17 protein-coding genes and 1 pseudogene are annotated in these 17631 nt (G+C 51.9%); 10 read left to right on the forward strand and 8 right to left on the reverse strand.

Annotation, left to right across the window (positions count from 1 at the left end; translation table 11 throughout):
* Positions 1-403 precede the first annotated feature (403 nt).
* The 3 genes from ACLBVC_RS15440 (at position 404) to gstA (ending at position 3873) form a co-directional block, all read left to right on the forward strand.
* Complete coding sequence (locus ACLBVC_RS15440; RefSeq protein WP_410150353.1) at positions 404-2077, forward strand: putative bifunctional diguanylate cyclase/phosphodiesterase; 1674 nt, start codon at positions 404-406, stop codon at positions 2075-2077.
* 124 nt (positions 2078-2201) lie between these two features.
* A complete protein-coding gene (gene dapA / locus ACLBVC_RS15445) occupies positions 2202-3068 on the forward strand; it encodes a 4-hydroxy-tetrahydrodipicolinate synthase (protein ID WP_410150354.1) in 867 nt (288 codons plus the stop codon).
* Positions 3069-3267: 199 nt separating this feature from the next.
* Positions 3268-3873, forward strand: coding sequence for a glutathione transferase GstA (gene gstA / locus ACLBVC_RS15450; RefSeq protein ID WP_195822951.1), 606 nt, complete (start codon positions 3268-3270; stop codon positions 3871-3873).
* A 101-nt stretch (positions 3874-3974) separates the two neighbouring features.
* Here the strand turns inward: gstA and pdxY are convergent, their stop codons facing one another.
* From pdxY to anmK, 5 genes are all read right to left on the reverse strand, one after another.
* Positions 3975-4835 (reverse strand): pyridoxal kinase PdxY, encoded by an 861-nt coding sequence (gene pdxY, locus ACLBVC_RS15455; protein ID WP_410150355.1) that lies wholly within the window; start codon positions 4833-4835, stop codon positions 3975-3977.
* A gap of 101 nt (positions 4836-4936) precedes the next feature.
* A complete protein-coding gene (gene tyrS / locus ACLBVC_RS15460; protein ID WP_195814468.1) occupies positions 4937-6211 on the reverse strand; it encodes a tyrosine--tRNA ligase in 1275 nt (424 codons plus the stop codon).
* Between the two features lie 162 nt (positions 6212-6373).
* Positions 6374-7039 (reverse strand): pyridoxamine 5'-phosphate oxidase, encoded by a 666-nt coding sequence (gene pdxH / locus ACLBVC_RS15465; RefSeq protein ID WP_410150356.1) that lies wholly within the window; start codon positions 7037-7039, stop codon positions 6374-6376.
* Between the two features lie 103 nt (positions 7040-7142).
* Positions 7143-7454: an MliC family protein gene (locus ACLBVC_RS15470; protein ID WP_410150357.1), complete on the reverse strand. Its 312-nt coding sequence runs from the start codon at positions 7452-7454 to the stop codon at positions 7143-7145.
* A gap of 84 nt (positions 7455-7538) precedes the next feature.
* On the reverse strand, positions 7539-8657 hold the full coding sequence (gene anmK, locus ACLBVC_RS15475) for an anhydro-N-acetylmuramic acid kinase (RefSeq protein ID WP_410150375.1): 1119 nt from the start codon (positions 8655-8657) through the stop codon (positions 7539-7541).
* 395 nt (positions 8658-9052) lie between these two features.
* On the opposite strand from anmK, the gene ACLBVC_RS15480 reads away from it, so the two are divergent.
* Entirely contained in the window at positions 9053-9523 is a 471-nt protein-coding gene (locus ACLBVC_RS15480; protein WP_410150358.1) for an outer membrane lipoprotein, read from the forward strand.
* A gap of 112 nt (positions 9524-9635) precedes the next feature.
* On the opposite strand, the gene slyA is transcribed toward ACLBVC_RS15480, so the two are convergent.
* On the reverse strand, positions 9636-10070 hold the full coding sequence (gene slyA, locus ACLBVC_RS15485) for a transcriptional regulator SlyA (RefSeq protein ID WP_410150359.1): 435 nt from the start codon (positions 10068-10070) through the stop codon (positions 9636-9638).
* A gap of 194 nt (positions 10071-10264) precedes the next feature.
* On the opposite strand from slyA, the gene ACLBVC_RS15490 reads away from it, so the two are divergent.
* The 3 genes from ACLBVC_RS15490 to ACLBVC_RS15500 are packed head-to-tail and all read left to right on the forward strand — an operon-like array spanning position 10265 to position 13409.
* Positions 10265-10489: a DUF1656 domain-containing protein gene (locus ACLBVC_RS15490; RefSeq protein WP_095925101.1), complete on the forward strand. Its 225-nt coding sequence runs from the start codon at positions 10265-10267 to the stop codon at positions 10487-10489.
* Between the two features lies 1 nt (position 10490).
* Complete coding sequence (locus ACLBVC_RS15495; RefSeq protein WP_195814466.1) at positions 10491-11348, forward strand: efflux RND transporter periplasmic adaptor subunit; 858 nt, start codon at positions 10491-10493, stop codon at positions 11346-11348.
* Between the two features lie 9 nt (positions 11349-11357).
* Positions 11358-13409, forward strand: a complete 2052-nt coding sequence (locus tag ACLBVC_RS15500) for an FUSC family protein (RefSeq protein WP_410150360.1) — start codon at positions 11358-11360, stop codon at positions 13407-13409.
* A 20-nt stretch (positions 13410-13429) separates the two neighbouring features.
* On the opposite strand, the gene ACLBVC_RS15505 is transcribed toward ACLBVC_RS15500, so the two are convergent.
* Both ACLBVC_RS15505 and ACLBVC_RS15510 read right to left on the reverse strand, forming a co-directional pair.
* Positions 13430-14326, reverse strand: coding sequence for an aldo/keto reductase (locus ACLBVC_RS15505; protein ID WP_410150361.1), 897 nt, complete (start codon positions 14324-14326; stop codon positions 13430-13432).
* A 132-nt stretch (positions 14327-14458) separates the two neighbouring features.
* The gene (locus ACLBVC_RS15510; RefSeq protein WP_410150362.1) at positions 14459-14698 is read right to left on the reverse strand and encodes a DUF1289 domain-containing protein; all 240 of its coding nucleotides are present in this window, start codon (positions 14696-14698) and stop codon (positions 14459-14461) included.
* A gap of 402 nt (positions 14699-15100) precedes the next feature.
* Here ACLBVC_RS15510 and nemA point away from each other — a divergent pair, with 402 nt between their 5' ends.
* The 3 genes and pseudogenes from nemA to rnt all read left to right on the forward strand — a co-directional run bounded on the left by nemA (position 15101) and on the right by rnt (position 17582).
* A complete protein-coding gene (gene nemA / locus ACLBVC_RS15515) occupies positions 15101-16192 on the forward strand; it encodes an alkene reductase (RefSeq protein ID WP_410150363.1) in 1092 nt (363 codons plus the stop codon).
* A 162-nt stretch (positions 16193-16354) separates the two neighbouring features.
* A complete protein-coding gene (gene gloA / locus ACLBVC_RS15520; protein ID WP_152325728.1) occupies positions 16355-16762 on the forward strand; it encodes a lactoylglutathione lyase in 408 nt (135 codons plus the stop codon).
* A gap of 102 nt (positions 16763-16864) precedes the next feature.
* Positions 16865-17582 (forward strand): annotated as a pseudogene (rnt, locus tag ACLBVC_RS15525) (ribonuclease T).
* Positions 17583-17631 lie beyond the last annotated feature (49 nt).

Raw genomic sequence — 17631 nt, forward strand, 5'->3', positions numbered from 1 at the left:
GGCATACCCGCAAATAACAACTCATATAATTTATGACTTCCATTGTTTATCAAAGTCTTTCCCGGATGATTATGCTGACACCGTTTCTAAACGCTGCCTGTACCCTTCTTCTGAAAAATCTAATCAGGACACGATTTCCCACTTATTGATCCAGGCAGATCATGCTTTGTATTGGACTAAATCTGCGGGTAAGAACCGGATCGAACTGATTTGATCGTTATTCACCCGAACATTATATCGAATACATTACTTAGGGCATGATAACCAATTGAATTTTCAAATTTAATAACAACGGTAATAATCTCATCCAATTGTGAGTAATAATTGCAAAAACAACCTGATGAGTTTACTGGCTAAAAATGGCGTCAGGACACACTCATTTCCTGCTCGGGGTAGTTAACTCATGCTTACTGATATTGCGATATGCCAGGCAGTTCTTGATGCTCTTCCCGAAGCGACGGTACTTAAAGACGACGAACGCAAACTTGTATTTCTGAATCAAAAAGCCAGCGAGTTCTATGGCCGCACGCGTGAAGAACTGATTGGCCAGGATGTCTCGTTTTTTACTGATCCAGAACAGGCCGCCCGTCAGCGTGAGCGTGATGATGAAGTCCTGGCCACCGGCGAAAAAACGGTGAATGAAGAAACGCTGGTGGATCCTTCAGGTAAACGCCGAAACGTTCTGGTTCGTAAGTCTCGGGTGACGCTGGAGACGCGCTATTTTATTCTGACGTCTATCATGGATATTTCTCTGCTGCGCAGTTCAGAAGCCCAAATCCGTTACCTCGCGCGGCACGATGTCTTGACAGGCCTGCCGAACCGGACCGCATTAAGTGAAGAGCTGAGCCAGATCGCAGCGCAGCGCATGTACCGGCCGGAGCCGTATGCCCTTTTCCTGCTGAATCTGAACGACTTTAACTACATCAACGATACCTATGGCTACCAGGCTGGCGACGCCATTTTATGCGAGTTTGGCCAGCGTTTGCGTAACGAACTCGGCAATAATGGTACGGTTTCCCGCATTGGCGGCGACGAATTCTCCATCATTTTGCGTAACAGTCCGACCAGTGAAATCGCCAACAATCTGGCGCTCGAAATTCTGGTGATGATGCGCCAGCCGTTTACGCTGACGCGCGCGAATCCGATGATTACCATTTCTTTCGGTATCGTGATGTTCGGTGCCGAGAATATTACCGCTGGCGAAATCATGCGCCGGGGCAATACCGCCTTGCTGGAAGCCAAACAGCGCGGCAAAAATATGTTCTCGTTCTATTCTGAACTGCTTGATGCCAGCAGCGTGAGTAAACGCATTATGGTGAAAGCGCTGGCCGAATCGCTGGCAAAAGACGGGGATTTGTCCTGCGTTTATCAGCCTATTTTGCGCAGCTGCGACGAAAAAGTGGTATGCGTTGAAGCCCTCGCCCGTTGGAACCACAGCGTGCTCGGGCAGGTTTCACCGGTGCAGTTTATTGCGCTTGCAGAAGAAACCGGGCTGGTGATTCAGTTGGGTGAAATCGTCCTGCGACAGGCTTGCCGGGATATCAAAAACTTTGAGCAGCTCAATCTGGCGATTAACGTTTCTGCCGTGCAGCTCGGTGAGCCGGATTTCGGGCCGCGTTTTCTGGCCGTGCTGGAAGTAGAGGATTTCCCGCCTTCGCGGCTTGAGCTGGAACTGACCGAAACGTCAGTCATGAACGCCAATGCCAACAGCCTCAGTCAGCTGGCAAAACTCCGCAAACTGGGCGTTAAAATCTCTCTGGATGATTTCGGCACCGGCTATTCCAGCCTGAGTTTACTGAAAGATATCTCGGTGGACAGCGTGAAAATCGACCGTTCGTTTGTGCAGTACGTCACAGAAGTGAACGATACCGCCGCCATCGTCACAGCGGTTTCTCAGCTCGGCAATAAAATGCATCTCAACGTGATTGCGGAAGGCGTAGAAAATCAACTGCAAAAATCTTTCCTGGTTTCAGCAGGTTGCTCGCATCTCCAGGGCTATCTTTTTTCGCGCCCCGTAACGGTCGAGGTGTTAAACAGTTTGTTGAGTAATGAAATGGATATGTTGGCCGGTACATAAAACCCGCAACCATAAGCACCATAGATAACTCAAAACACCTTATTAATTCATTCAATTGGCGCTCGTCCCTGTTTTACTGACATGATCCGAGGCTGATAAAACACGCCGTTTAAGGAATTACAACATGTCATCGTTTTCAGGTATCTGGGTCCCACTGGTCACGCCTTTCCATCAGGGTGAGATCGACTTTACTGCACTCAAGTCTTTGTGCACCCGGCTCCTCAAACGGGGTGTGGACGGCGTTGTCGTCTGTGGTACTACCGGCGAAGCGCCGATGCTCACCAAAGAAGAACAACTTCAGGTGCTGGACGCCGTACTGGAAATCGTACCCGGTCAGCAAGTGATTATGGGGCTTTCCGGCACGCATATGCCAGCGATTCGCGCCATGCAGGACGCCATTTCAGCGCGCCCTGTCGCCGGTCTGCTTATCCCCGCACCTTACTATATTCGCCCCTCTCAGGCCGCACTGGTCACCTGGTTTACCGAGATTGCCAACCACTCAACGGTTCCGGTTGTGGTGTACAACATCCCTTATCGCACCGGTGTACACATGGAACTGGACACACTCCGCCAGCTGGCTAAACACCCGCAGATTACCGCGGTGAAAGATTGCGGCGGCAGCATCGATCTGACGCTTTCACTGATTGCAGACGGTGAACTGGACGTTCTGTGTGGTGAAGATGTGCAGATTTTCTCGACGCTGAGTCTCGGTGGCGCAGGCGCGATTGCGGCCTCATCGCATATCTTCCCGGAAGAGTTTGTGGCGCTGATTAAGCAGTTCAGAGAGGGGGATCTTATTGCCGCCAGAAAAACATTCTTTGGCCTTCTGCCGATGATCCGCCTGATGTTCTCCGCCCCGAATCCGGCGGCGATTAAATACGCCCTTTCACTCGACGGGCTGATGGAGAATGAGCTGCGTTCACCAATGCTGCCTGCCCCGGAAAATGTCGAAACGGCTGTACGCGATTTCCTGAACCAGCGTTCCCGCTGATTTCACCGGATGACGGGCAAAACATCCGTCATCCCCTGCATTATAAAGTGAACAATTGAACGCCCCGTCACAATTAAATCACTGACTTTTACTCCCGCCGGTTCTAGGATAGAAGCAGACCTTATATCGCCGTGCAGCTGTTTCCCGAAGCCGAAATGTTTCGCGGAAGCAGACTGGTAGCTCATCCAATGGAGTGTTTATGAAACTGTATTACAAACCCGGTGCCTGTTCCCTTTCTCCACATATCGTCCTGCGTGAAGCGGGTCTGGATTTCAGTATTGAGAAAGTCGATCTGGCGACCAAGAAGACAGAAACCGGTGATGACTTCCTGGCAGTGAACCCGAAAGGGCAAATCCCGACGCTGCTGCTCAGTGACGGCAGTATTCTGACCGAAGGCGTTGCGATTGTTCAGTATCTGGCTGACCAGAAACCCGACCGCCAGCTGATGCCGGAACAAGGTACGCTGGCCCGTTATCACGCGCTGGAATGGCTGAACTACATTGCGACCGAACTCCACAAAGGTTTCTCTCCGCTGTTCAATCCGAAAACGCCTGACGAATTTAAAGCACTGACCCGCGAAGCGTTGAGCAAGAAATTTGCGTACGTGAATGAATCCCTGAAAGGTCACGCATTCCTGCTGGGCACACGTTTCAGCGTAGCTGATGCGTATCTGTTCACCGTGATGGGCTGGGCAAAAGCGCTGAAGTTTGATTTCACGGCACTGACCGAGCTGAACGCGTATCTGGAGCGTGTTGCTGCACGTCCGGCTGTTGACGCAGCCATGAAGGCTGAAGGCCTGAAATAAGCATTTCCTGAGTTAAAAAAATGCCCCGGCTGAATAATCAGTCCGGGGCATTTTTATTGAAACGTTACGCAATTTTTTGTGCGTGGCGATTCTTGCAGGAATTACAGTTTTACCGCAGGGAAATGATGTTCCGGTTTAACCATTTTGTCCTGCGCTGCAACGATTTGCAGCTCGTACTCGCCCATCGCATGAGTGGTCAGCATCACTTCATAAACGGCGGCGGTTACATGCTCGAGCGCTTTATCCAGCGCCTCGCCTTTGAGCAGATTCACCAGCAATAATCCGCTGGTCAGGTCGCCCACGCCAACGGGCTGACGCACGCCGAAATCGACCAACGGGCGGTCGATATGCCAGGCTTCATCCGCCGTCACCATCAGCATTTCAAAACGATCGCTGTGATATCCCGCACGGCTCAGATGTTTCACCAACACGATTTTCGGGCCTTTCGCGATAAGCTCACGCGCCGTGGCAACGGCTTCTTCAACGCTTGCCACCGCATGTCCGCTCAGCAATTCAAGCTCCAGCAGGTTTGGCGCAACGATATCGCAGTTCACCAGCGCCTGATTGCAGTGAAATTCCGCCACGCCCGGCGCCACGATGCAGCCTTTCTCAGGGTGCCCCATGACCGGATCGCAAAAATACCAGGCATTGGGATTCGCCGCTTTCACCTTCCGGACAATCTCCAGAATGCTTTGCCCTTGCTCCGGTGAGCCGATATAACCGCTCAGCACGGCGTCGCAGTCTTTCAGGCGATCGATTTCCGCAATACCCTGCGCAATTTCGGTCAGATGGCTGGCCGGCATCACGCAGCCTGTCCAGTGTCCGTACTGGGTGTGGTTGGAAAACTGAACAGTATTCAGCGGCCAAACGTTTGCGCCCATACGACGCATCGGGAACTCAGCCGCGCTGTTGCCGGCGTGTCCAAAAACAGTATGAGACTGGATAGAAAGAATGCTTTTCATGAGGAATTTCCGATAGCAGCGTCATCGGTGGATGGCGGAATAGCTGAGATCACAGGTCAAAACGGGGAGCATTTTGCTCCCCGTCGTGCCGGTCGTAAAACTTATGCCCAGAGCAGCAGGGTGTAGTTCTTTTTACCGCGACGCAGCAAGGTGTAGCGGCCAAACAGACGATCACCGTCAGTAAAGCTGTACTCGGTGTCAGTCTGTTTTTCACCGTTAACGGACACGGCGTTTGACGAAATCATAGTTCGCGCCTGACCTTTAGACGGCGCCATACCGGCGATCACCAGCGCCTGTTGCAGGTCGGTATCGCGCGGGACTTCGAACAGCTCCAGACCGTCCTGCGCCAGCTGGCCGAAATCGACTTCGGTCATTTCGCTCAGCGAACCGGAGAACAGGCTTTGCGTAATACGTTTCGCGGCAGCCAGACCTTCTGCGCCATGAACCATGCTGGTCACCTCTTCGGCCAGAACGTATTGCGCACGCGGTGCTTTACCGCTGTTTTTATCTTCTTCTTCCAGCGCATTGATGTCTTCGATGCTCATGAAGGTGAAGAATTTCAGGAAGCGGTAAACGTCGGCGTCCGCTGTGTTGATCCAGAATTGGTAGAATTTGTACGGGCTGGTTTTCTTCGGATCCAGCCAGACTGCGCCGCCTTCAGTTTTACCGAATTTGGTACCGTCAGCTTTGGTGATAAGCGGAACGGTCAGGCCGAAGACCTGTTTCTGGTGCATACGGCGGGTTAAATCGATACCGGACGTAATGTTGCCCCACTGGTCGGAACCACCAATCTGCAAGACTACCTGATGGCGGTTATACAGCTCCGAGAAATCGTAACCCTGCAACAGGTTGTATGAGAATTCGGTGAAGGAGATGCCGCTGTCATCACGATTCAGTCGCTGTTTGACCGCTTCTTTGTTGATCATCTGATTAACGGAGAAGTGTTTACCGATATCACGCAGGAAAGTCAGCACGTTCATGCCGCCAAACCAGTCGTAGTTATTCGCGGTAATGGCGCTGTTTTCGCCACAGTTGAAATCCAGGAAAGGAGAAACCTGCTGGCGGATTTTCTCAACCCACTCGTTGACCGTTTCGTTGGTATTCAGTTTACGTTCAGTGGCTTTAAAGCTCGGATCGCCGATAAGGCCGGTCGCACCACCGACCAGCGCCACAGGCTTGTGGCCATTCAGCTGGAAGCGTTTCAGGCACAGCAATGGCACCAGATGACCCAAATGCAAGCTGTCTGCGGTAGGATCGAAACCGCAATAGAGTGCAATTGGCCCTTGCGCCAGTTGCTCAGCTAACGCTTCTTCATCCGTTACCTGGGCAACGAGGCCCCGCTCTTGCAATTGTTTAATCAGGTTGCTGCTCGCCATCAAAGACTCCGTTTGTATGTACTGAAAATTATGTACTGAATGTGTGCAGATTCATGTCTGACATCATGCCGCGCATGTGCCTTTTCTCTCACCTTTACGGGGAACGACATAGAATAAAGCGCTCGTCGTCCGAGCGCTAGGGAATCGCGTTTTTTTTCGTGGTTAAGGGGCGAGGCGGTCTATTTTCCAGCCAGTTTCTGTTTCTGCTTCATCGCGTTGATAGATAAACCGGTCGTGCAGACGATGTTCGCCGCCCTGCCAGAATTCCATCGAATCCACTTTCACGCGGAAACCACCCCAGAAGCTGGGAAGCGGCACTTCGCCGTTGCTGAATTTTTGTTTGAGTTCGAGGAACTTGCTTTCCAGCACACCACGCGCCGAAATACGGCTCGACTGCTGCGAAACCCAGGCGCCGATCTGGCTGTCTTTCGGGCGGCTGGTGAAGTATTTCATGACTTCCAGCGATGACAGGCGTTCTGCCTGACCAAGGACGATGACTTGTCTGTCCAGCATATGCCACGGGAACAGCAGACTGATGCGGGAATTGTTCGCCAGTTGCTGCGCTTTGCGGCTGCCGAGATTGGTGTAGAACACCAGTCCTTTTTCGTCATAGTGCTTTAACAGAACGATACGCTGAAACGGTTGCCCGCGTTCGTCAACGGTGGCCACAACCATCGCCGTCGGGTCTGCCAGACGGGCATCACAAGCCTGTTTCAGCCAGTGCTCAAACAAAGGAAGTGGTTCGGGAGTTAAATCAGCACGGCGCAGCCCGCCACGCGTGTATTCACGGCGCGAGTCCGCAATATCAAATTCTTTGTTATCAGACATATGGATTCAGGTGCGTTTCAGATGAAGGTAAAACGCATTTTGCACCCCCCGCGTCAGGATCTCAATGTTCCTGACGCGGGGTTTTGGAAAGCGGAAGGCGAAGCTATTTCTGAACGCAATCGTCGATAATGACGTTATCCCCGCGCTGGACGAAGGCCTGATTGCCTTTTGACCAGAAGGTATAGCGGCCATCGCTGTAACGGGTTCCTGAGGCGGCTTCGACCTGTTTGAGTTTCAGCTGCTCGCCATCAAGCACCATGCCCACCTGCTGTGACGGTTTATCCAGCGTGACGGTCAGTGGCAATGTGCCGCACTGATAATGTAGTTCTTCCGTCGGGCTTTCAGCCTGATGACTGAACTGGCTGCATCCTGCCAGCGTTAATCCGGCTAACGAAGCGATAATCGCCTTTTTCATGTGGTGCTCCCTGTAGGTTCTGGTTTACCTCCGTTATGTACCACGCCAGAAGGCGCAGCACATTGAGATAAAACCGAGAACGCATCAGGAGCGGCTTGAAACCACCGGGTAAATTGCGCCAAGCACAGTTTCGCGACTGGCCCCGGTCACTGACGGCAGATTCCCCGGCTGACCGGATAACGTTCTGAAGGCCAGCCATGCAAACGCCAGCGCTTCCATGTCATCACCGCTGATACCGCAGGCATCGGTGGTACAAACCTCTGTGCCCGGCAACATCGCCGAGAGTCGCGCCATCAGCAGCGGATTACGTGCGCCACCGCCGCACACCATCAGACGATCGCAACCGCCCGCCAACTGAACCTGTTCGGCGATGCTTACCGCTGTCAGTTCTGCCAGCGTCGCCTGCACATCGGCGGCGGCAACTTCCTTTAAACGCGCAAGCTGTTTTTCCAGCCACGCCATATTGAAATATTCGCGTCCGGTACTTTTCGGCGCTGGTTCGGCAAAATACGGATCCGCGAGCATTTGCTGGAGCAGCCGTAAACTGACCCGCCCCTGCCCGGCCCATTCCGCATCTTTATCATACGGCAGTGCTTTATGGCGCCAGACCCAGGCATCCATCAGCATATTACCCGGCCCGGTGTCATATCCGCGCACCGGTTGCCCTGGCAAAAGCATAGAGAGATTGGCAATCCCGCCAATGTTCAGGATCATTCTGCGTTCTGCCGCGTCAGACAGTAATGCCTGATGGAATGCCGGAACCAGCGGCGCACCCTGCCCGCCCCATGCCATATCACGGCGACGGAAATCGCCCACGGTAGTAATACCGGTCATGGCCGCAATACGGTTGTTGTCGCCAAGCTGCATCGAAAAAGTGGTTTTGCCTTTTGGCTGATGCCAGACGGTCTGTCCGTGGCAGCCAATCGCCGTGACCTCGTCCGCCGGGATGTTGGCACTTTTCAGTAAGCCCAAAACCGCTTCACCGAATAAAATCCCCAGCTGTGTATCAAGCTCGCCAACCTGTTCAAGCGTGACCTGCTGCCCCTGACACATGCCCAGGATGGCATTTTTTAATGCCAGGGGAATAGGATGCGAATAGCTTGCCTGCTGTGCCACCATGCGTTCATCAATGGCGGCAAGCACAACATCAACACCATCGAGACTGGTGCCGGACATCACCCCGATATAGCGACCTGACTTCATAGATAACATCCCAACTCCTCAGGAAAAACGTCCGACAAGGTAATAGCCACAGAGTAATCGGTATTGAGAGAGCAGCGCCATGAGTTACTGAATTTTTTATTACGCCGTGTGATGACTTCGTGTTTTTCTTGTTACGGTTTTTTATTTTTGAAAATAGGTGTGCTGCAATAATCGCCAATAACAACCTAAAGCGCAGGAATTTTGATTTAACAGATGGCTGTCTAAAACTTAAACCTGCGTTTATTATTAGTTGAGTCCCTCTCCTGTATACTGGAAAAAGTGAAGTCAATATTTCGTATGACACCCTCGACACTGATGTTGAACTGTGTACTGTTTTTTCTCTGTTGCTGCCGCTACTCTGAAAGATGTGCAGCAGCATAAAAAAGGAGCTCTTTATGATTAAGCGTTTACTCGTCGTCGCCCTTGCCGGTGCAACCCTTGCTGGCTGCGTTAACGATAACTCTCTGTCTGGCGATGTTTACTCCGCGTCTCAGGCTAAGCAAATTCAACAAGTTACTTACGGAACCATCGTTTCTGCGCGTGCTGTTCAGATTCAGGGCGGAGATGATTCTAACATCGTCGGTGCTCTGGGCGGTGCGGTACTGGGTGGTTTCCTGGGTAATACGGTCGGTGGCGGTACTGGCCGTAGCCTGGCAACCGCCGCAGGTGCTGTTGCTGGTGGCGTGGCAGGTCAGGGCGTGCAAAGTTCTCTTAACCGTTCAAACGGTGTAGAGCTGCAAATTCGTCGTGATGATGGCACCACAATTCAGGTGGTTCAGAAAGCAGGCCCGACCAAATTCAGCGTCGGTCAGCGTGTAAGCATGGCGAGCAGTGGCAGCACCATTACAGTCTCTCCTGGCGCCTGATAGCTTTCGCCGCAAAACAAAAAAACCGAAGCCAATGGCTTCGGTTTTTTATGCGCCCTGCTTTTGGCAGAACAAATACTACGCTGTGTGACCTAAAAAAGACGACCAATTCTTATGATTTGCTTTGCAGGGAAGCGATATTTTTTTCCAGCCGGGAAAGCATTCCACCCAGTTGTTCAATTTCTGCAGATGACATCCCGGACAAAATTTCTTTGCGCGTGGAATCAATCACCGACTCCATCTCGCTGATGATAGCTTCCGCTTCTTCTGTCAGTTTAATGCGTTTAGCACGGCGATCGCTGGCGCAAGTCTGACGGGTGATCAGTTTCTTTTCTTCGAGCTGATCCAGCGTGCGAACCAGAGAAGGTTGTTCAATCCCAATGGCTTTTGCGAGCTGAATTTGAGACTGTTCGGGAGGTAACATATTGATATTGTGCAGTGTTACCCAATGTGTTTGCGTGAGTTCCAATGGCTTTAGCCGATCGTCAATCAACGCACGCCAGGCACGAACTAATCGTGCTAGATCTGACCCCAGATTCGATTCCAATTATCCCCTCCTTATAATTAGCATGCTAAGATAACTCCCCAGAGTTTAGCTTAGTTCTTGGAACTTTAATCGAGAAATTACAATTCTATATATAATGATAGGTACTATTGCGTCCGGAAGCAGGTCGTCTGCTCCCAAAGGTAAACTTGTTTATAACACAATCACTGGCAGAGATTAATATTGTGAATGCGCAAATGTTTCACTCAGGCTTCCCTCTCCCGGATCTGGTCCTGGGTGCCTCACTTTATTTCCCCCCGATGTTCAAAGCATTCTTACTGGGGTTGGTATTCTGGCTGCTGATACATCGGGTTCTACGTGACTGGATTTATTCCGGTGAAGTCTGGCATCCCACCCTCATGGATTTATCGCTTTTTGTGATTTCTATTTGTGCCGCATTGATGCTTATGGTGAACCTCTGAAATGAAATTTAAAACACTCAAATATTTCTCTACGGTGCTGGTTTTTGCGGTCGCTATATGTGCGGGCTGGTGGATGTGGAATTACTATATGCAATCACCGTGGACGCGTGACGGTAAAGTTCGCGCTGAAATTGTCGACATTACGCCTGAGGTTTCCGGACGGATTATCGACATCAATGTCCATGATAATCAGTTCGTAAAAAGCGGCGATCCTCTGTTCAGCCTGGATCCGGTGCCTTTCAGAATCGCTGTCGATAATGCGCAGGCGGCGCTGGCAAAAGCCGCAGCCGATTTAGCCAAAGCGGAACATGAGGCAACGCGCCGTCGCGGTCTGGGCACTAACGTTATTTCTGCCGAATCGCTGGATGAATCAAATATCAGCGCCAAAGCCATGCAGGCTGCATATCAGGCTGCTCAGGCGTCTCTGGAACAGGCAAAATGGAATCTGAGTAAAACCAATATTGTCGCACCGACTGACGGTTATATAACCAATCTGCAAACCCGCAAAGGGAATTACGCTACCACGGGAACTCCGCTGGTGGGGCTGGTAGATATTCATTCGTTTTACGTACTCGGCTATTTCGAAGAGACGAAACTAAAAAGTATTCGTGAAGGCAGCCAGGCTGATATCACTTTATTCAACGGGAATATTCCGCTTCAGGGGCGCGTCGAAAGTATTGGTCGAGCCATTTATGATCAGAGCCTGGATACGCCGTCGGATTTACTGATGAACGTGAAACCTAACGTACCGTGGGTTCGCCTTGCACAGCGCGTTCCGGTGCGGATTAAGCTGGAAAATGTTCCGGAACATGTCGTTCTGGTGGCGGGTACGACCTGCACCATTTCCATCCGTAATTAAGGCCCTGCCGTGAACCTTTCCTGGCTCGAGTGGAAAAATACGCCGTGGGGCAAAGCGACCGTAGGGCAATGGCGATACGCATTGCGCAATTCCATCGCCATGATTCTGGCGCTGTATATCGCCTTTGAATTCCAGATGGATGAGCCTTACTGGGCGCTGACATCCGCGGCGGTAGTGAGTTTCCCCACCGTGGGTGGCGTTATCAGTAAAAGCATCGGGCGTATTATTGGCAGCCTGTTGGGTGCGGTCGGCGCCGTCTTTATCGCCGGGCACTGTCTGAATGAGCCGTGGCTGTTTACGTTTTCTATCGCCGCCTGGCTGGGCGTCTGTACGTATATTTCCAACCACTATCAAAATAACGTTTCGTACGCCTTCGCACTGGCCGGTTATACCGCGGCGATTATCGCGTTTTCGACCGTAGACGTGACCGACACAACGCAGATTTTTGATATCGCTCAGGCACGCGTCGGGGAAGTGATCACCGGTATTTTGTGCGGCGGTTTCATGATGATGGTTCTGCCGAGCACTTCTGACGGCGACGCCCTGCTCACTTCCCTGCGAAAAATGCACACACAGTTGCTGGAGCACGCGCAGTTGCTGTGGCGGTCAGAAATCAATGAGCAGATCCGTACTTCGCATGAAGGATTGATCGGGCAAATTCTGACCATGAATCTGCTGCGCATTCAGGCTGTCTGGAGCCATTACCGCCTTCGCCGTCAGAATAACCTACTCAATTATTTGCTCCATCAGCAACTGCGTATGACCAGCTACATTTCCAGCCTGCGCCGGATGCTGCTGAACTGGCCCCATCCGCCGGAAAATCTGGCCGACGTATTAACCGTTTTACTCGATGAACTCCGCAAACCAGACACCGATAAATATAAATTGTCGAAAATACTTCAGTGCATTAAGCCTCATGACACCGCAGATTTTCGCCATCAGGCATTCTGGAAGCGGCTGCGTGATTTTTGCTGGCTGTATCTGCGCAGTGAACGCTGGCTGCGCCGCGTTGAAAATGCCAATGCCGCGGAGGCAGAAACGCTACAACCGCCAAAAATCAGCCATCTCGCTCAGCATACTGACACCGTTGAAGCCGCTTATAACGGCCTGCGGACGTTCCTGTGTATTGTTATCGGATGTTCGTTCTGGATGACGACGCAATGGGATTCCGGTGCCGGTGCTGTGGCGTTGACTGCCGTCAGTTGTGTGCTTTATTCCTCCACCGCATCGCCCATCGGCAGCATCACGCTGTTAATTAAATCGCTCGGTCTGTTATTCATAGGCTGTTTTTTACTGAAATTCGGCCTGATGGTACAAATCGATAATTTCTGGGTGTTCTGCGCGTTTTTCCTGCCAATGCTGGTGACCATGCAGATGATGAAGCTGCAATACAAAAGGTACGCCGGATTGTGGGGCCAGATGATTGTGTTTATGGGCTCGTTTCTCGCCGTTACAAACCCGCCGGACTTCGATTACGGATCGTTTATGAATGACGGCGTCGCCAAAATTGCGGGCGTCATGCTGGCGGGGATCGCGTTCCAGGTTTTACGCCCAAGTTCGGATAAACGTAAAAGCCGCCGCATTATTCGCGCGCTGCGCCGGGACTTTATGGACCAGCTCAGCCGTAAACCCACTCTGAGCCATTTCCAGTTTGAATCCCTGATTTACCACCGGATGAATCAGCTCAATCAAAGTAAAGATCAGCTCTCACGCACCTGGCTGCTGCGTTGGGGCGTGGTGCTGCTCAATTGCAGTCACATCGTCTGGCAGCTACGCGAATGGGAAACGCGATCCGACCCGCTTTCTGCAGTACGTGATGTCTGTATTCATTGTCTGAAAGGCGTGATGACGGAACGTGGCATCAGCCATGCAAATCTGGATGGTACGCTGGCTGAATTACTGCGTATGAGTGAATCGCTGGCGCATCATCCTGAACCGGCGGCGCGCGATCTGGCGGGAGTCATCTGGCGTTTATATTGCTCACTGTCACAGCTACAACAGGCAATTTCAACGGATGACGGTCCGGCGGATCCTGCGCTTACTGCCATAAAATCCACCTGACCGTTAAGACTCAAAACGGGTTACGGAACGTCGTAACCCAGCGCCGCTTTACGGATGCGGAACCATTGCTGGCGCGTCATCTCAAGGGATAATGATTTCAATGCAGACGCGACACGTTCAATTTTACCCGATCCAATAATGGGCAGTGGTTGCGATGGCAGACGCATCACCCACGCATAAACTACCTGCTCAATGGTATCCGCGCCGATTTCGTTCGCCACGGTCTGAAGTTCATCACGCAGCGGCTGGAATTCTGCCTCACAGAACAAGCGGCCTCCGCCCAGACAGGACCATGCCATCGGTTTAATACGCAACTGCTGACAAAGATCTAAAGTTCCATCGAGAATGACAGGTTGATGAACCGGAGAGATTTCCACCTGATTGGTGACCAGAGAAAACGGCAGACGCGACTGCAAAAGAGTGAACTGTGCAGGCGTGAAGTTCGATACACCGAAGTGTTTCACTTTGCCACTTTTATGCAGCTGCGTGAATGCTTCTGCCACTTCATCGGCGTCCATGAGTGGATCAGGACGGTGGATCAGCAGTAAATCCAGCGAATCTGTGTGCAGATTGCTCAGTGATTTCTCAGCGCGTTCAACGATGTATTTATGATCGGTAATGTAGTGACCAATCTTGTTATCGGGGTTTGCTTTGGTGGCGATACCGCATTTGCTCACCAGCTGCATTTTTTCGCGCAGCGACGGTTTCAGACGCAGAGCCGCGCCAAACGCCGACTCACACTGATAATCACCATAAATATCCGCATGATCGGCGGTCGTGATACCCAGCTCGATATGCTGCTCCATAAACGCCAGAATCTGCTGCGGCGTCATATTCCATTCCATCAGACGCCAATATCCGCAAATCAGTTTCGAGAAAACCGGACCTTGCGTAGAAATCGGAGTGCGTGCTTCCATTATGATTCCCTTAAGTTTTTCGTATTTTCAAGCGACAGAATACACAACGTCTGTGACGCTGTATTGATGCGAAGCGGAAGAATTGCAAAGAAGCAGACCGCCATCACGACCCTGACAATCTGCGTGACGTATTCAGAACAGTTCGGGTTGTTCCGGCAGCGGTTCGTCCGGCTGTTTTCCGGCACGTTGCTGGCGCGCTAAACGTTGCTGACATAAGCGCAGCACATGGCGTTTTTCCGTATCGGTCATTTTCATCCAGCCAAAACGTTCTTCGCGGCTGCGCAGGCAACCACGGCAATAGCCACGTTCATCGGCCTGACAAATTCCACGGCATGGACTGGGGATGTCGAAAAACTCAAGCTGCTGGGCCACGCGCCCTCCGCAAATAACGGTGAACTTTTATTCAAGACGTTTTCTCGCCATCCCGCAAGATGATTTATCGCCCGATGTCGCAATCTTCAAATATCTGCAACACGGCGCTGCTACCTTACGCGTGGCTGTTTATTCTGTCTGAAAACAGCCCTACTGTTTCCCCGACATCAATAAGAAAACAGATGTTTGCCCTCACCTCAGCCGGCACCCGCCGGCTCTTTTTTCTTCATTTCTCGCCCACACAGTGATACTACGCAGGGTAAGTTTTTTCGAAAAGGCACCGTGCGCGTAGTCACAAGCGCCCCGGATACGATAGAAAGAGCCATAAATAAACGGTCGTATGCGGGGAGTACGCTCCATAATGTCATACCGATCAATCCCATAATTTCGGAGTTACTCAAAATGACTAAGCTTTTCACCCCTCTTGTTGTTGGTAAAAACACTCTGCCAAACCGCGTGTTTATGGCGCCACTGACCCGTCTGCGCAGTATTGAACCGGGTGATATCCCGACGCCGCTGATGGGTGAATATTACGCGCAGCGTCACAGCTCCGGCCTTATCATCACCGAAGCGACACAAGTTTCCTTCCAGGCAAAAGGCTACGCGGGCGCACCCGGCCTGCATACGCCGGAACAGGTTGCGGCCTGGAAAAAAATTGTTGCCGGCGTGCACCAGAAAAACGGCCACATCGCCGTACAGCTTTGGCACACCGGCCGCATTTCGCACAACAGCGTTCAGCCGGACAACCAGACTCCGGTAGCGCCCTCAGCGGTCAATCCTAATACGCGTACGAGCCTGCGTGATGAACAAGGCCACGCCATTCGCGTCGATTGCCCGACACCGCGCGCGCTGGAGCTGAGTGAAATCCCAGACATCGTGAATGATTTCCGTCACGCCGCAGCCTGTTCGGCAGAAGCCGGTTTCGATTACATCGAGCTGCACGCGGCGCACGGTTATCTGTTGCACCAGTTCATGTCTCCGGCCTCAAACCTGCGCGAAGACCAATACGGCGGCAGCATTGAAAACCGCACACGTCTGACACTCGAGGTGGTAGACGCCGCCATTGACGCGATCGGTGCTGATCGCGTCGGTATCCGTATTTCCCCGATGGGTCCGTTCAACGGCCTGGACAACGGTCAGGATCAGGAAGAAGCAGCAATCTATCTGCTGGATGAACTGAACAAACGTAAATTAGCTTATCTGCACATTTCAGAACCCGACTGGGCGGGCGGCAAACCTTACACCACTGAATTCCGCGAAGTGATCCGCGCGCATTATCAGGGCGTGATTGTCGGTGCCGGTGCGTATACCGCGGAGAAAGGCGAAGAGCTGATTGAAAAAGGTTATATCGATGCCGTGGCGTTTGGCCGCAGCTACATCGCCAATCCGGATCTTGTCGAGCGCCTGAAATCACATGCGCCACTCAATGAACCAAAACCTGAAACCTTCTACGGCGGCGGTGCTCAGGGCTATACCGATTATCCAACGCTGTAATCAATAATAAATTTTTACGCCTTCTTTGCGGCAGCCGATGCCCTCCGGTTGCCGCTTTTTTTGGTCAGTCATTCAGCAACTGATTGCCGTTTTACGGACAAAACGGTCACTATCAGTTAGGCTTGAAATAATAATCATCATCCTGCAAATAAAGAGGAAATTATGCGTTTACTCCATACCATGCTTCGCGTCGGCGATCTGCCGCGTTCAATCAGCTTTTATACTGACGTTTTAGGCATGCGCCTGCTGCGTACCAGCGAAAATACAGAGTACAAATATTCACTGGCTTTCGTGGGTTACACCGAAGAAAGTGAAGGCGCCGTGATCGAGCTGACCTACAACTGGGGCGTTGACAGCTACGACATCGGTACCGCCTATGGTCACATTGCGCTGGGCGTGGATAACGTGGCACAAACCTGCGAAGATATCCGCAATGCGGGCGGTAAAGTGACGCGTGAAGCAGGCCCGGTTAAAGGCGGTTCGACCATCATCGCGTTCGTGGAAGATCCTGACGGCTACAAAATTGAGCTGATCGAATCCAAACATGCTGGTCAGGGTCTGGGAAATTAGTCCTTTGCAATAAAGGCCTTAACCACTGACAGGGGCGCATCTGCGCCCTTTTTTATTGCCAATTTCTCCGTGCCCCTGCAACGGGTGACAAAATTTGTCATAATGCGCGCTGAATTCGATGAAGATTAAGAAGCTAATGGCCGAGAATAGTGACATTAACGCCCTGAAAGGTCGTTTTCGTGGTTTTTATCCCGTGGTGATTGATGTGGAAACCGCCGGATTTAATGCCAAAACTGATGCGCTGCTGGAAATTGCCGCCATCACGCTGAAAATGGATGAGGACGGCTGGCTGCAAAGCGACGAGACCGTGCATTTTCACGTTGAGCCTTTCGAAGGCTCGGTGCTGGTGCCGGAAGCTTTGGCTTTCAACGGTATCGATCCGACCAACCCTTTGCGCGGTGCAGTTAGCGAATACGAAGCGCTGCATGAGATTTTCAAAGTTATCCGCAAAGGGATGAAAGAGCAGAACTGCAACCGGGCGATTATCGTGGCGCATAACGCCAACTTCGACCACAGTTTCCTGATGGCCGCGGCCGAACGCGCCGGGCTAAAACGCAATCCTTTCCATCCGTTTGCCACCTTTGATACTGCCGCGTTAAGCGGGCTGGTGCTCGGGCAAACCGTGCTGGCGAAGGCCTGTATCAGCGCCGGTATTGTGTTTGACAGCAGTCAGGCACACTCTGCACTTTACGATACTGAACGCACGGCAGAACTGTTCTGTGAGCTGGTGAATCGCTGGAAACGCCTCGGCGGCTGGCCGCTGGCACTTTCTGCGGATGAAAACGACGTGGAAGAAGCACCGGAAGAAAATCAGCAATAATTTTCGCGGCTTCATGCGGTCGAAAGGATGACCAGTCCTGATATAGGTC

Source organism: Rahnella selenatireducens (genome assembly GCF_046449555.1).
GTDB classification, from domain to species: domain Bacteria; phylum Pseudomonadota; class Gammaproteobacteria; order Enterobacterales; family Enterobacteriaceae; genus Rahnella; species Rahnella selenatireducens.